Raw genomic sequence first — 12,975 nt, 5'->3', positions numbered from 1 at the left:
CCTGGACCGCTACCCCTGACACCTTTGTCTGGGGTCGCCGGGAGGGGCTTAGGGTCTAGCGGCGGCATACCCGCCTGCCTCAGGCACCGCAAAGCCCTCGCACCTCCGCGGTCTTCCTGCCTCGGGTCGTGAGCAGAACGATGCCAAATCCGATGAACGATGTGACGGCGCCGGCCAAAGCCACGGCTGGATAGCCAAGGCCGGCGGCAATCACGCCGCCGCCGAGCGCGGCGCCGATCGCATTGCCCAGATTGAACGCGCCGATGTTGACCGAGGAAGCGAGATTCGGCGCGTCGGCGGCGGCGGTCATCACGCGGACCTGAAGCGGCGGCACCAATGCGAAGCTCGCGACGCCCCACAGGAATATCAGGATCGCGGTCGGGGCGGCGAGCGGCATCAGCAGCGCAAAGACGGCGAGGATCGCCGCCAGCGATGCGAGCGTGACGATCAGTGTGCGGTCGACCGAGCGGTCGGCAAAGCGCCCGCCCAGCCAGTTGCCCACGGTCAGGCCGACGCCATAAGTGACCAGCATCGCCGTGACGAAGCCGAGCGACGCGTGGGTGGCCTCGCGCAGGATCGGCGCGATATAGGTGAAGACGGTAAACATCGCGCTCGACCCAACCACGGTCAGCGCCAGGGCGCCAAGCACGCGCCCGCGAGTCAGAACGCGCAACTCGGCGATCGCATTGCCGCCATTCTCGACGGGCAGCGCCGGCAGCGTCAGCCGCAGCGCGATCATGGTCGCGACACCGAGTGCAGCGATCCCCCAGAAGGCGGCACGCCAGCCGAGATGTTCACCCGCCCAGGTGGCGAGCGGCACGCCGAGGACATTGGCGATCGTCAGCCCCATGAACATCGCCGCGACCGCGCCCGCGCGCCGCTGCGGCGGGACCAGACCGGCAGCGACGATCGAGCCGACACCGAAGAAAGCGCCGTGATTGAACGAGGTGATGACCCGGGCGATCAGCAGCATCCAATAGCCGGTCGAAACCGCCGCCATCAGGTTGCCGAGGGTGAAGATGCCGGCCAGCGCGATCAGCAGCCTGCGGCGCGGCACGCGCCCGGTTGTCAGCGTCATCAGCGGCGCGCCGATCATCACGCCCAACGCATAGGCGCTGATGAGCAGCCCTGCGATGGGAATGGAGACATGGAGACCGTTGGCGATCACGGGCAACAGGCCCATCGGCGCGAATTCCGTCACACCGATACCGAAAGCGCCGACCGCGAGGGCGAGCAGACCAGGATTGAGCTTCATCTCGTCGGTTCCGTTCAGACCAGCGCGGGATTGAGGCGCGCAAATCCCTCCTGCTGGCGATAGGGGGTATGGGGATAGGCGGGCAGCACCGCGCTTGCGGCATCGAGCGCCGCGATTTGCGCCGGCGTCAGCGACCAGCCGACAGCCCCGAGATTCTGACGAAGCTGTTCCTCGTTGCGCGCGCCGATGATGACCGAGGAAACGGTCGGACGCTGCAACAGCCAGTTGATCGCGATCTGCGGCACAGTCTTCCCCGTCTCGCTTGCGATTACTTCGATCGCGTCGATCACCCGATAGAGGTGTTCCTGCTCGACCGGCGGCGCGAATTGCTCGGTCTCGTGTAATCGGCTGCCGTCGGGGACGGGGCGGTCGCGACCGATCTTGCCGGTAAGCCGGCCCCAGCCGAGCGGACTCCAGACGATCGCACCGATCCCCTGGTCAGCCGCCAGGGGCATGAGGTCGGCCTCATAGGCGCGACCGATCAGCGAATAATAGACCTGGTGCGCGACGAAGCGCGCCAGCCCATGCTGGGCGGCGAAAGCCTGCGCCTTCATGAGCTGCCAGCCGGGATAGTTGGAAACGCCGGCGTAGCGCAGCTTGCCCATTGCGATCAGCCGATCGAGCGTTTCCATCAGCTCATCGACCGGGGTCGAGGCATCGAAAGCGTGAAGCTGAAGCAGATCGATATGATCAGTCGCGAGGCGCCGCAGCGCATCTTCCACCGCGCGGATCAACCGCGCGCGGGACGCCCCCCAGTCAGACGGACCGTCGCCCATCGGCAACCCGGTCTTGGTCGAGATCAGCACCGCGTCGCGGCGGCCTCTGATCGCATCGCCCAGAATCTCTTCGGAGGCGCCGTTCGAATAGACATCGGCCGTATCGAACAACGTCACCCCGGCCTCGAGGCAGATGTCGATCAACCGGCGTGCGTCGCGGGCGTCGCTTTGCCCCCAGGCACTGAACAATGGGCCACGACCGCCGAACGTGCCGGTGCCGAAGCTGAGCGCCGGGACCCGCAGGCCGGAAGAGCCAAGCTGCCTGTATTCCATGAGGATGCCTCTCGATGATATGCCGACGCATAAATGGAAGAAGGGTGTTGCGCGCGGTAGCGCCTGCGGATGCGAAGGATTTTTGATTTGGACGCAAAGACAGCCGGCGGCGCGGATCGCGCCCGGTCGCTCGAAATTTTTGCGACGGTGGTCGATGCCGGCAGTTTTTCGGCGGCCGGCCGATTGCTCGATCTCACGCCGTCGGCGGTCAGCCGGACGATCGATCGCATCGAGGCGCGGCTTGGCGTCCGCCTCTTGCTGCGGTCCACCCGCACGCTGACGCTAACCGCGGAGGGGCAAGCCTATCTTCAGGCGGCTCGGCGCATCATTGCCGACCTCGACGATGCCGAGCGGGAAATCGCCGATCAGGGCGCGCCGCGCGGGCGACTGCGCGTGAGCGCGGCGCTGTCGCATGGCCGGCTGTGTATCGTCCCGCTCCTTGGCAAATTTGCGCGGCGATATCCGCACATTCTCGTGGATATTGCGCTGACCGATACGCTGGTCGACGTGGCGGCCGGCCAGGCCGATGTCGCCATTCGCTTCGGGCCGCTCGCCGACAGCATGTTAACTGCGCGCAAGATCGGCGAGACTGGGAGAGTGATCGTCGCCTCGCCCGACTATCTCGCGCGTCACGGCACACCGCACGCGCCGGAGGATTTGCACGGCCACAATTGCCTTAACTTCAATTTTCGACGCGCCGAGCCGACATGGCCGTTTCGCCGGGATGGCCAGGAATTCTCGCTCTGTGTGAAGGGCAATATCGAGGCCAACAACGGTGAGACGCTCGGGCAATTGGCGGCGAACGGTGTGGGCATCACGCGGGTCGGCGCGTTCAGCGTTGCGGCGGAACTGGCGAGCGGCGCGCTCGTCCCGCTGCTCGAACCGTTCAATCCCGGCGACGTCGAACTGATCCATGCCGTTTTCGTCGGCGGCGCGAACATTCCGGCACGGGTGCGGGTGTTCGTCGATTTCCTGATCGAAAACCTGCGATGACGCAGGCGGCCGACTGATTTGAACGAAAGCAAATTCGTTATCGGAAAGAGTGGCACGAGAAACCTCTTGCCCGTTACGAAGTCTCTTGTGCCGGACTCCCGGGCAAGCTAGGCGCCTGCCTCCCAAGCGCCCGTAGCTCAGCTGGATAGAGCATCAGACTACGAATCTGAGGGTCGGACGTTCGAATCGTTCCGGGCGCGCCAGCCTGCCATTCGCAGCGGGAACCGAAAGCAGCGGTCCAATGCGGAAGCCGCATCGTATTTGTGGTGGAATTCATTGTCCTGCTCGACCGGCGGCCATTTGGCAACGGGCTCCATCAAACGCCCGCGGTGACGGTGACCGGCAGCGATGACAGCCCGCGCAGCAGGTTGTTCATCGCGCGGACCGGCTCGCCCGCCTCGAACGATTTCACCGACGCGAGCAGTGCCCGCATCGTGCTGCCACCGCTTCCGCCCGATGCCTGTCGATTCCGAGACCGGTCAGACCAAGCACCAGCATTTCCGTGATGCGCGCTTGCGCCTCGGCGGGGTCGCGCTTCGGTTCCACCAGATGCGCCATGAGCGCCTGGCAGAGGCCGAGCCAGTAAAGGACGCCGCTCCCCCTGGCCGCGGCCCCGATGAGCCCCAGCCTTGCGGCCTCGTCGAAATCGTCGGCGACGCCCTTGTTGAGCGGGTGTTTGCGGTCGGTCACGCTCCCCGCGCTGCGTAGGAGCACCGCGGTGCGCTTGGGATTGTCGATGGCGAAGGTCGCGCAGACCCGCATCCCGCCGGCGATACGCTCGATCGGATCGACTATGCCGTCGTTGGCGCGGCCGACCTGCCCTTCCAGCTCGAGCCGAACTTCGGTGGCGAGCGCCGCCGCAAACGCCTGCTTGTCGGCGAAATGGTTGAAGAAGCTTCCTTTCGCGACCCCCGCCGTCGCCACCACCTCGTCGATCGGAATAGCGTCGATCGGCTTTGCGGCGAGCAGGTCGAATCCGGCCGCAACGAGGGCGGCGCGGGTCCGGGCGGCACGGGGCGACAATTCGGGCAGGTCGAGCATGCGCTTCCCCTACTTGACTATCTGGTCAATTGCAAGTTAAATGACCAAATAGTCAACTATCTCGCGAGTCGAGCCGTGTCAGTCATCAAGATCGAGGACATCGCCCACGTCCGCTTCGCCGCGCCGGACCTGACGGCCATGCGCGCGTTCCTCGAGGATTTCGGGCTGAGCGTCTTCGAGGCCGGCGGCCGGCTTTACGGCAAAGGCGGCGATGGACGGCCGTTCGTCCACGCGACCGAAGCTGGCGAGGCCAGGTTCCTCGCGGTCGGGCTCAGGGCCGAAACCGTCGCCGATCTCGAAACCCTCGCCGCATTCGAAGGGGTCGACGTCGCCGATCTCGACGAGCCGGGTGGCGGCAAGATCGTGCGGCTGACCGATCCGGACGGCTATCGCGTCGAGGTGGTCGCAGGGCAGAACAAGGTTGCGCCGGCCGATCTGCCGGCCGAGCCGGCGCGGAACAGCGCCGCCTCGAGGCCGCGCTTTCGGTCGACGGTGCGGCTCGAAGCGGCGCCTGCGCATGTGCGCCGCATCGGCCATGCGGTGCTCAAGGTCCGCGACTTCCGCACCTCGGAGCGCTGGTACAAGGAGCGGTTCGGCTTCCTGACGTCAGACGAGGTCGAGGCCGCCAAAGGGGTGCCGCTCGGCGCCTTCATGCGCTGCGACCGGGGCGACAAGCCGGCCGATCACCACACTTTATTCCTCGCGCAGCTTCCCGGCGAGCTCGGCCTGCTCCACGCGGCATTCGAGGTCGCGAACTTCGACGACCTGATGCTCGGCCACCAATATCTCAGGTCGAAGAAGCGCAACCAGGCCTGGGGCGTGGGCCGGCACATCATGGGCAGCCAGGTGTTCGACTATTGGAAGGACCCGTTCGGTAACGAGCTCGAGCATTGGACCGACGGCGATCTCTTCACCGCTGCCGATCCGCCGCAGAAGCAGCCGATGAGCGCTTTGCTCAACGTGCAATGGGGCGCGCCGCATCCGCTGTTTGCCGGCAAACGCCCCCCGCCCCCGGGCCTCATCGCCTTCGTCACCGCGGCGCAGATCCGGGTGAAGTCCCTGTTCCGCCGCAAGTCCAAGGAAAATACCGCATGAAACTCGCCACTTATACAGCCGATGGTCGCACGCAGACGGGGATCGTGGTCGGCGACAGCATCGTCGCCACCGGCATCGACGGCACGATGATCGACCTGATCCGTGACTGGGATCGCCACAAGCCGGCGCTGGAGGCCAAGGCCACGGCCGGCGGCGGCGTGCCGCTCGCGTCGGTCAAGCTGGAGGCGCCGATACAACGCCCCGGGAAGATCTGGGCGATCGGGCTCAACTATGCCGATCACATCGCGGAATCGAAGATGGAGACGCCGCAGCGGCAGGTCTGGTTCACCAAGGCACAGACCAGCGTCAACGGCCCCTTCGACGATATCGAGATCGCGCGCGGCACGATGACCAACGATTATGAGGTCGAGCTGGTGGCGATCGTCGGCAAAGGCGGCAAGCATGTCGCGGCCGCCGACGCGCCGGCGGCGCTCTTCGGTTATTGTGTGGGCAACGACGTCACCGAGCGCCTGTGGCAGCACGCCGGCCCGCAATGGTCGCTGGGCAAGAGCTTCGACACCCATGCCCCGATGGGGCCGTGGATCGTGACTGCCGATGAGGTGCCCGATCCCCACGCGCTCGATTTGCGCTGCTTCGTCAATGGCGAGAAGCGGCAGGAGTCGAATACGCGCCACCTCGTCTTCGACATCTGGCAGCAGATCGAGCACCTCTCGACGGCGATGACGCTCGAGCCCGGCGACTGCATCTTCACCGGAACGCCAGGCGGGGTCGGCGCGGCGATGGACCCGCGCCAATTCCTCAAGGCTGGTGATGTCGTGCGCTGCGAGATCGACGGCCTCGGCCATATCGAAGCAACCATGATTGCAGAGGGCTGAGCCCGTGGAACAGGATTGCGACGTCCTGATCGCCGGCGGCGGGCCGACCGGGCTGACGCTCGCCATTCTGCTGGCGCGCCGCGGCCTCAAGGTCATCGTCGCCGAAAAGGAAGCGGCGCCCTATCCGCTGCCGCGCGCGGCGCATATCGACCACGAAGGAATGCGCATCCTGCAGGAGGCGGGCGCGGCCGAAGACGTTTTCGCGACCAGCCGCCGCGTCGCGCGCTACGATTTCCTCAACAGCCGGGGCAAGCTCCTGCTCCGCTTCGATGGCGTGGATCGGATCGGCCCGGGCGGATGGCCCAGCGCGAACATGATCCACCAGCCCTCGGTGGAAGCAGCACTGCGCCGTTCGCTGCAACGATATCCGGACGCGGTGCTCAACCACGGCTGGGAGGTCGGATCGTTCGTCGACGACGGCGACGGCGTGACGACCCGGATTGGGACGCCCGAGGGGCCGAAGACCATCCGCAGCCGATTCCTGATCGGCGCGGACGGCGCGCGATCGCCGGTGCGTACCGCCGCCGGCATCGCGTTCGACGATCTCCAGTTCGAAGAACCCTGGCTCGTCGTCGACGTCCTGGTCGATGACGAAACGAGACTGCCGGCGGCGAACCTGCAGATCTGCGATCCGAAGCGGCCGACCACCTGTGTCCTGATGGGCGAGGGCCGTCACCGCTGGGAATTCATGATCCTCAAGGGCGAGACCGCGGAACAGGTCAGCGACGACGCCTTCGTCGCGACATTGCTCGACCCGTGGGACGTGAAAGGCGCGGTGCGGATCGAACGCAAGGCGGTCTACACGTTCCGGGCGCGGATCGCCGATCGCTGGCGCGCCGGGAACGTGCTGCTCGCGGGCGACGCCGCGCATCAGACGCCCCCCTTTGCCGGACAAGGCATGTGCTCGGGCTTGCGCGACGCCGCCAATCTCGCCTGGAAGCTCGCGGCGGTGGTCAAGGACGGCGCGCCCGACGCGTTGCTCGACAGCTATCAACCAGAGCGCGCGCGCAATCTGCGCGCGACGATCGATATGGCAATCATGATGGGCCGGATGGTGTGCACGACCAACCGGTGGGGGGCGCTGGCACGCGACCTCAAGATCGGGATCGCGCGTATCCTGGGCAAGCAGCCCAACCGACCGTCCGGCTATCCGACGATCATGGAAGGCTTGATCATCGCGGAAAGCAACGCGGCGGGCAGCTATTTCCCGCAGCCGGTCGCGCCTGACGGAACCCGCCTCGACGACGTGCTGGGCGCCGGATGCTGGCTACTTTCCCGCGATATGCTCTCCGCCGCGCCTATCCGGCCGTTCGCCCCGGCGATCGAACGCTGGCTCGACGATCGCCAATCCGACGCCGTGCTCGTCCGCCCCGACCGTTATGTATTCGGCACCGGCGATCCCCGTGATCTGCGCGCCGCATGGGAAGAGGCGACCCGCCTCCGCCCGGCCGCGCTTGGCGATCCTGTCGCCGCAGCCCGAGAGGACATCCGAATATGAGTGAATTCAGCGGCAAGCGTGTCCTGATCACCGGCGGGACCTCCGGGATCGGATTGGCCTTGGCCGACGCCTTCCGCGCCGTCGATGCGCGGGTGGCGGTCTGCGCGCGCTCGGACGATGCGCTGCGCGAATTTTCGTCAGCAAGACCGGATGCTCTCGCGATCAAAGCCGACGTCACCGACACCGCTGCGCAGGCGCGGATGCTCGACCAGATCGGCGACGCCTTCGGCGGGCTGGATATCCTGGTGAATAACGCCGGCGGACTGGTCGAGCGCGATTTCGTCGCCGCGCCTCCGGGACCGGCGGCGCTTGAGGACGAATTCGCGCTCAACTTCGTGGCGCCGATCCAACTGACTGCCGCGGCGCTCGCGCTATATGGCCCGCTCTCGGCCATCATCTTCGTGACCTCGGGGTTCGCACTCGTGTCGCCCAAACGGGCGCCGACCTATGGCGCCGCAAAAGCGGGTCTGCACGGTTTTGCCGAAGGGTTGCGCAGGCAGTTCGATGGAAGCGCGACGCAGGTGCTCGAAGTATTGCCGCCGACCGTTGACACGCCTGCGACGACGCATAGCGCTGCGCGCAAGGTCGCCCCCGAGGCCGTCGCGGCCGCCACGCTGGAGGCTTTGCGTCGCAAGAGGCCTCTGGCGCTGATGGGAGCGACGCGTGCGCTTCCCATGATGTTGAGAATTGCCCCCTCCTTTACCGGGCGGATCGCCGGTCGATCCTAACCACGGCGACGGGCGCAACATGGCCGTTACTGTCGGATGAACGCGAGGATGTCGGCATTCACCTCTTGGGCATGGGTGGTATGCATCCCGTGCGGCGCACCGGAATAGATCTTCAGGGTGCTGTCCCGCAGCAATTCATCCTGCTTGAGCGCGGCGTTCTTGTAAGGGACGACCTGGTCGTCGTCGCCCTGGATGACCAGCACCGGCACGGTGATCGCCTGCAGATCGGCGGTCTGATCGGTTTCCGAAAAGGCCTTGATCCCTTCATAATGCGCGTTGGCGCCGCCCATCATGCCCTGCCGCCACCAATTCTGGATGATCGCGTCCGACGATTTGGTCAGCAGCCGGTTGAAGCCGTAGAACGGGCCTGACGGCACATCGAGGTAGAATTGCGTACGGTCCGCGGCGAGCTGCTTGCGGAAATCGTCGAATATCTCGATCGGCACGCCATCTGGATTGGCGTCGGTTTTCACCATCAGCGGCGGAACCGACGCGATGAGCACCGCCTTCGCGACCCGCCCCTGCGGCTGCCCGTGCCGCGCGACATAACGCGCGACCTGCCCGCCGCCGGTCGAGTGGCCGACGTGAACGACGTTGCGGAGATCGAGCGCCTCGACCACCGCCGAGGCGTCGGCGGCGTAATGGTCCATGTCGTGCCCGCCGCTCACCTGCGTCGAACGGCCATGGCCGCGGCGGTCGTGCGCGATCACGCGATAACCTTCACCGAGGAAAAACAACAGTTGCGCGTCCCAATCGTCGGCGCTGAGCGGCCAGCCGTGGTGGAAATGGATCGGCTGGGCATCCTTCGGCCCCCAGTCTTTGTAGAAGATCTCGGTCCCATCGCTGGTCTTCACGAACGGCATGTCACGTCTCCTCTGGTCGACTGGTCAGGCATTAACGCGCGGCGACGGCGCGCGACGCGGGGTCAGGTCGGGAACCCACGCGCGTTGAGCGGCACCGGCATATTGAGGACGAGTTGCGCGTCGCGCACGACGTCGAGCCGCAGCACCGTCGACGCGCCGAGCCCGTCGAGCAGGTCGCTCATCGGGCCGCCATGCCGAACGAGCGTCACGTCGCGCGGGAACAGGCGCTGGGCGAAGGACAGGGTGTTCGACTGGACGGTGGTGGTATGCCAGCGCCCATCGACCTGATGCACCATCGTGCTGCTGCCCATATGCGATTGCGACGTCACGTCGGTGAAGCCGGGCAACGGCGCGGTCAGCGTCAGATCAAGAGAACCATCGGTCGTCGTGATCGACGCGTGGACCGCGCCGCCAAGATCGACCTCGATCCCCGTCCGCCACTTGGGAAGTTGATAACCGAAGACGCCGCGCACGCGCGCAATCTCGGTCGTCACCGGCAGCGCGAGCACATGGGCGTGGAAGGCGCGGCGTCGCGCCTGCCGCAGCAACTCGGCGGTATGGGGCAGTCGTGATCCCGGCGTCGGGACGACGATCGCGACCGATACCTCGTCATAAGGATCGTTGTCGCACGCCGCATAGGAGAAGAAGGTGAGCGCGACGAGGCCGTGCCTCGGCAATGCGCGAAGCGGCGCGAGCGGCATCGGCAGCATGGCGCGCAGCCGATCGACCGGCGCGAGCATCAGCAATTGCACGCTGCTGCTGCGATAGTAGAAATTCGGCGCCCAGACAGCGCCCGCCCGCGACTGCACCTTCTGCTTCGGGATGCGGCGGAACCAGTCGATGTTGCCCGCGGCGGGATCACGCGCAACCTCGTCCAGATCGGGGTTCGAACGGAATCGATCGTAATAGCCGCCCTTCGGGACCGGAACCGTCTGGCCCGCAAACTCGACCTCGATGGATTCGGCGCTCGTCACCATCTGCTCCTGATAAGGTTGAACCGTGGTTGAGGGTCAAGCCGCGCGGGCCGCGATCCAGCGGCGATATCGCGCCGCTCGCCGCTTCGCCGCGACCTGCGCGACGATCAGCGCCCATAGCGGCGAGACATTGGCATTGGTCCGTCGGCCCTTGCTGAGCCGATCGAGCTGGTAACGGACCGCCGACATATGCGCCGACGAGGCGAGCGGCTTGTTCTTCCAGGTGATGGGCTTGAGCGCAGGTGTGTCTTCATATCCCTGTCGCCAACGGTTCGGCAGATCGGGCCGGATCGCGATCGCGGTGGCGATGCCCGCCATTGCCACGCCACTGTCGATCACCGCCTCGGCGACGCCACGCCGGCGGATTCCGCCGGTCACCATCAACGGCATCGTCGCGATTGCGGCAATGTCCTTGGCGAATTCGAGGAAATAGGCCTCGCGCGCCAATGTGCGTTCGTCGCGCGACGCGCCCATCATCGCCGGTGCCTCGTAGCTGCCGCCGGAGAGCTCGACGAGATCGATCCCGAGCGGGTTCAGCATCGTCACCACCGCGCGCGCGTCCTCGGGCGAAAAGCCGCCGCGCTGGAAATCCGCGGAGTTGAGCTTCACCGCCACCGCGAACCCGGGCGACACCGCCGCGCGCACCGCGCGGACGATATCGAGCAACAACCGCGCGCGATTCTCCAAACTGCCGCCCCATTGATCGCTGCGGCGGTTGACGAGCGGCGAGAGAAACTGGCTGAGGAGATAGCCATGCGCGGCGTGGATCTCGACGCCGGTGAATCCGGCGCGCTCCGCAAGCACCGAGGTCGCGGCGAAACGGCGTACCACGTCCGCAATATCATCGGCGGTCATCGCGCGGGGCACCGGAAACATGCTCGACTGCTTGCCGAGGTCGAGCGCGATCGCCGAAGGCGCCACGGTCTGTTGCTGCATCGACGCCGGCATCTGCCGACCGGGATGGTTGATCTGCATCCAGGCTTGCGCCTCGCTCGCGCGCGCAGCCTCGGCCCAGACGCGGAAGCGATCGAGGTGTCGATCGTCTTCCAACACAACCCCGGCCGGTCCGGTCATCGCGCGGGCATCGACCATCACATTTCCGGTGATGACGAGCCCGGCGCCGCCGGCACCCCAAGCGCGATAGAGACGGATCAGTTCGTCGGACGGCGCGTGATCCGCATCCGCCATATTCTCCTCCATCGCCGCCTTGGCGATGCGGTTCGGAACGATCACGCCATTGGGCAGCGTGAACGGCGAGAGAAGGGACATTTTCCAAGCTCCGGATAAAGAGGCTTGGCACGCCCATAACCTTTGAGTTAAGTTTAAGGTCAAGCGATTTTTAGAGGTGGCAGATGAAAATCGGCGAACTGGCGAAGCGGAGCGGACTCACGCAATCGCGTATCCGTTTTTATGAGCGGATCGGTCTGCTCAAGGCGGTGGACCGCCGCTCGAACGGCTATCGCGTCTATCCGGCCGAGGCGCTTGTCGCGCTCGAGATCATCGCGACGGCGCAGGCCGCCGGCTTCAGCCTCGACGAGATCCGCGTCCTGATGCCCGGTGATCTCGAGCAGTGGGACCATGATGCGCTGATGGACACGCTGCGCGGAAAGGTCGCCGAGATCGGCAGGCTTCAGGACCGACTGGCGCGTACCAAGGCGCGGCTCGAAGGCCTGATCCGCGAGATCGAAGCGCGTCCCGACGATATCGACTGCGCCGCCAACGCGCGTCGCGTCTTGTCGCACCTGTTCGACCACGATACCGAAAGCGAGGCGGCGCGCGGCTAGAGCAGTCGGAGGACCGCCTTCGCCGCCGCCTTTGCCGAAAACGGGTTCTGCCCCGTCACCAACTGCGTGGCAGCATCCGCCCGAAACATTGCCGTTTGCGGCCGCCCCGTGGATCCCGTTTCCAGACGTATGATCATCGTTTAAAATATCGCGCGCAGTCAAACGAGAGGGTCGCAAGTGGCAATGCCGGAACATGATCCGCGGCGCGATCGGTCCACAATCTTGCCGACGGCGGCAGCCGGGTTCTTTCTCTATTTCGCAGCCGCTCTGTTGCTGATGCATGTCATCCGGCCCGACTACACGATGGTCGACCATATGATCAGCGATTATGCGGTCGGACGGTTCGGTTGGATCATGACAACAGCTTTCGTCTCGCTGGCCATAGGCTGCTTGACGCTCGCGATCGGGCTGTTTCGGGCTGGGCCGACATCGTGGTTGGGCCGGACCGGTGCCGCGCTGCTGGTCGTGGCGTTTGCGGGGCTCATCGTCACCGCACTTTTCCCGACCGATCTCGAAACTGCGCCGTCAACGCCCACCGGCGATATTCACACGATAAGCTTCCTGGTGAATATCGTCAGCATCCTGCTTTCAACTATTTGCCTGTCGTTGAGCTATGCCGCGGAGCCCCGTTGGCGTCCCCGTAGAGCCGCGGTGCTCGTATCCGCAGGGCTTTTGATCGCGGCCTTCATCGGCCAGTATCTCACCCTGCACCGCGGCGCGCCCTATGGCATAACCAACCGACTGTTTGTCGCGGCTCTGATCACTTGGCTCATCTTGAACAGCCTCTGGCTCAAATTAGCGATGATCCAGAGACGAGAATTCGGGACGGCATGACAGACGAGCCGCGACGGCCGGTTTC

At 65.6% G+C, this 12,975-nt stretch carries 13 protein-coding genes and 1 tRNA gene; 8 read left to right on the top strand and 6 right to left on the bottom strand.

Annotated features, from left to right (window positions below):
* Positions 1 to 79 precede the first annotated feature (79 nt).
* Together NED98_RS20250 and NED98_RS20245 are read right to left on the bottom strand one after the other, a co-directional pair.
* Entirely contained in the window at positions 80 to 1,255 is a 1,176-nt protein-coding gene (locus NED98_RS20250; RefSeq protein WP_265314227.1) for an MFS transporter, read from the bottom strand.
* Between the two features lie 14 nt (positions 1,256 to 1,269).
* Complete coding sequence (locus NED98_RS20245) at positions 1,270 to 2,304, bottom strand: aldo/keto reductase (RefSeq protein ID WP_265314226.1); 1,035 nt, start codon at positions 2,302 to 2,304, stop codon at positions 1,270 to 1,272.
* A 69-nt stretch (positions 2,305 to 2,373) separates the two neighbouring features.
* Here NED98_RS20245 and NED98_RS20240 point away from each other — a divergent pair, with 69 nt between their 5' ends.
* Positions 2,374 to 3,297 carry a LysR family transcriptional regulator gene (locus tag NED98_RS20240; protein WP_265314224.1) on the top strand — a complete coding sequence of 308 codons (924 nt, stop codon included), beginning with the start codon at positions 2,374 to 2,376 and terminating at the stop codon, positions 3,295 to 3,297.
* A 126-nt stretch (positions 3,298 to 3,423) separates the two neighbouring features.
* Positions 3,424 to 3,500: transfer RNA gene (locus tag NED98_RS20235), tRNA-Arg, on the top strand.
* Positions 3,501 to 3,705: 205 nt separating this feature from the next.
* On the opposite strand, the gene NED98_RS20230 is transcribed toward NED98_RS20235, so the two are convergent.
* Positions 3,706 to 4,338: a TetR/AcrR family transcriptional regulator gene (locus NED98_RS20230; RefSeq protein ID WP_265314223.1), complete on the bottom strand. Its 633-nt coding sequence runs from the start codon at positions 4,336 to 4,338 to the stop codon at positions 3,706 to 3,708.
* A 75-nt stretch (positions 4,339 to 4,413) separates the two neighbouring features.
* On the opposite strand from NED98_RS20230, the gene NED98_RS20225 reads away from it, so the two are divergent.
* Genes NED98_RS20225 through NED98_RS20210 form a run of 4 tightly spaced genes read left to right on the top strand, consistent with a single transcriptional unit; the run spans position 4,414 to position 8,495 of the window.
* A complete protein-coding gene (locus NED98_RS20225; RefSeq protein ID WP_265314222.1) occupies positions 4,414 to 5,433 on the top strand; it encodes a VOC family protein in 1,020 nt (339 codons plus the stop codon).
* On the top strand, positions 5,430 to 6,269 hold the full coding sequence (locus tag NED98_RS20220; RefSeq protein ID WP_265314221.1) for a fumarylacetoacetate hydrolase family protein: 840 nt from the start codon (positions 5,430 to 5,432) through the stop codon (positions 6,267 to 6,269). The genes NED98_RS20225 and NED98_RS20220 overlap by 4 nt, the downstream gene beginning before the upstream one ends.
* Positions 6,270 to 6,273: 4 nt before the next feature.
* Positions 6,274 to 7,767 (top strand): bifunctional 3-(3-hydroxy-phenyl)propionate/3-hydroxycinnamic acid hydroxylase MhpA, encoded by a 1,494-nt coding sequence (gene mhpA, locus NED98_RS20215; RefSeq protein WP_265314220.1) that lies wholly within the window; start codon positions 6,274 to 6,276, stop codon positions 7,765 to 7,767.
* Entirely contained in the window at positions 7,764 to 8,495 is a 732-nt protein-coding gene (locus NED98_RS20210) for an SDR family NAD(P)-dependent oxidoreductase (RefSeq protein WP_265314219.1), read from the top strand. The genes mhpA and NED98_RS20210 overlap by 4 nt, the downstream gene beginning before the upstream one ends.
* A 26-nt stretch (positions 8,496 to 8,521) precedes the next feature.
* On the opposite strand, the gene NED98_RS20205 is transcribed toward NED98_RS20210, so the two are convergent.
* The 3 genes from NED98_RS20205 to NED98_RS20195 all read right to left on the bottom strand — a co-directional run bounded on the left by NED98_RS20205 (position 8,522) and on the right by NED98_RS20195 (position 11,601).
* Positions 8,522 to 9,358, bottom strand: a complete 837-nt coding sequence (locus tag NED98_RS20205) for an alpha/beta fold hydrolase (protein ID WP_265314217.1) — start codon at positions 9,356 to 9,358, stop codon at positions 8,522 to 8,524.
* Between the two features lie 62 nt (positions 9,359 to 9,420).
* Positions 9,421 to 10,332, bottom strand: a complete 912-nt coding sequence (locus NED98_RS20200) for a hypothetical protein (protein ID WP_265314216.1) — start codon at positions 10,330 to 10,332, stop codon at positions 9,421 to 9,423.
* A 36-nt stretch (positions 10,333 to 10,368) separates the two neighbouring features.
* Positions 10,369 to 11,601 (bottom strand): NADH:flavin oxidoreductase/NADH oxidase family protein, encoded by a 1,233-nt coding sequence (locus NED98_RS20195; RefSeq protein WP_265314215.1) that lies wholly within the window; start codon positions 11,599 to 11,601, stop codon positions 10,369 to 10,371.
* Positions 11,602 to 11,684: 83 nt separating this feature from the next.
* Here NED98_RS20195 and NED98_RS20190 point away from each other — a divergent pair, with 83 nt between their 5' ends.
* Entirely contained in the window at positions 11,685 to 12,116 is a 432-nt protein-coding gene (locus NED98_RS20190; RefSeq protein ID WP_265314214.1) for a MerR family transcriptional regulator, read from the top strand.
* Between the two features lie 183 nt (positions 12,117 to 12,299).
* Positions 12,300 to 12,950 carry a DUF998 domain-containing protein gene (locus NED98_RS20185; protein WP_265314231.1) on the top strand — a complete coding sequence of 217 codons (651 nt, stop codon included), beginning with the start codon at positions 12,300 to 12,302 and terminating at the stop codon, positions 12,948 to 12,950.
* Positions 12,951 to 12,975 lie beyond the last annotated feature (25 nt).

The sequence above is a fragment of the Sphingomonas lycopersici genome (assembly GCF_026130605.1).
Classification (GTDB): domain Bacteria; phylum Pseudomonadota; class Alphaproteobacteria; order Sphingomonadales; family Sphingomonadaceae; genus Sphingomonas; species Sphingomonas lycopersici.
Note: the sequence above shows the minus strand (reverse complement) of the source record. Positions and strands in the feature narration are given on the sequence as shown.

Coding starts and splice junctions, on each gene's coding strand:
- NED98_RS20250 (WP_265314227.1), bottom strand. CDS start 1,255: ATGAAGCTCAATCCTGGTCTGCTCGCCCTCGCGGTCGGCGCTTTCGGT.
- NED98_RS20245 (WP_265314226.1), bottom strand. CDS start 2,304: ATGGAATACAGGCAGCTTGGCTCTTCCGGCCTGCGGGTCCCGGCGCTC.
- NED98_RS20240 (WP_265314224.1), top strand. CDS start 2,374: ATGCGAAGGATTTTTGATTTGGACGCAAAGACAGCCGGCGGCGCGGAT.
- NED98_RS20230 (WP_265314223.1), bottom strand. CDS start 4,338: ATGCTCGACCTGCCCGAATTGTCGCCCCGTGCCGCCCGGACCCGCGCC.
- NED98_RS20220 (WP_265314221.1), top strand. CDS start 5,430: ATGAAACTCGCCACTTATACAGCCGATGGTCGCACGCAGACGGGGATC.
- NED98_RS20210 (WP_265314219.1), top strand. CDS start 7,764: ATGAGTGAATTCAGCGGCAAGCGTGTCCTGATCACCGGCGGGACCTCC.
- NED98_RS20205 (WP_265314217.1), bottom strand. CDS start 9,358: ATGCCGTTCGTGAAGACCAGCGATGGGACCGAGATCTTCTACAAAGAC.
- NED98_RS20195 (WP_265314215.1), bottom strand. CDS start 11,601: ATGTCCCTTCTCTCGCCGTTCACGCTGCCCAATGGCGTGATCGTTCCG.
- NED98_RS20190 (WP_265314214.1), top strand. CDS start 11,685: ATGAAAATCGGCGAACTGGCGAAGCGGAGCGGACTCACGCAATCGCGT.
- NED98_RS20185 (WP_265314231.1), top strand. CDS start 12,300: ATGCCGGAACATGATCCGCGGCGCGATCGGTCCACAATCTTGCCGACG.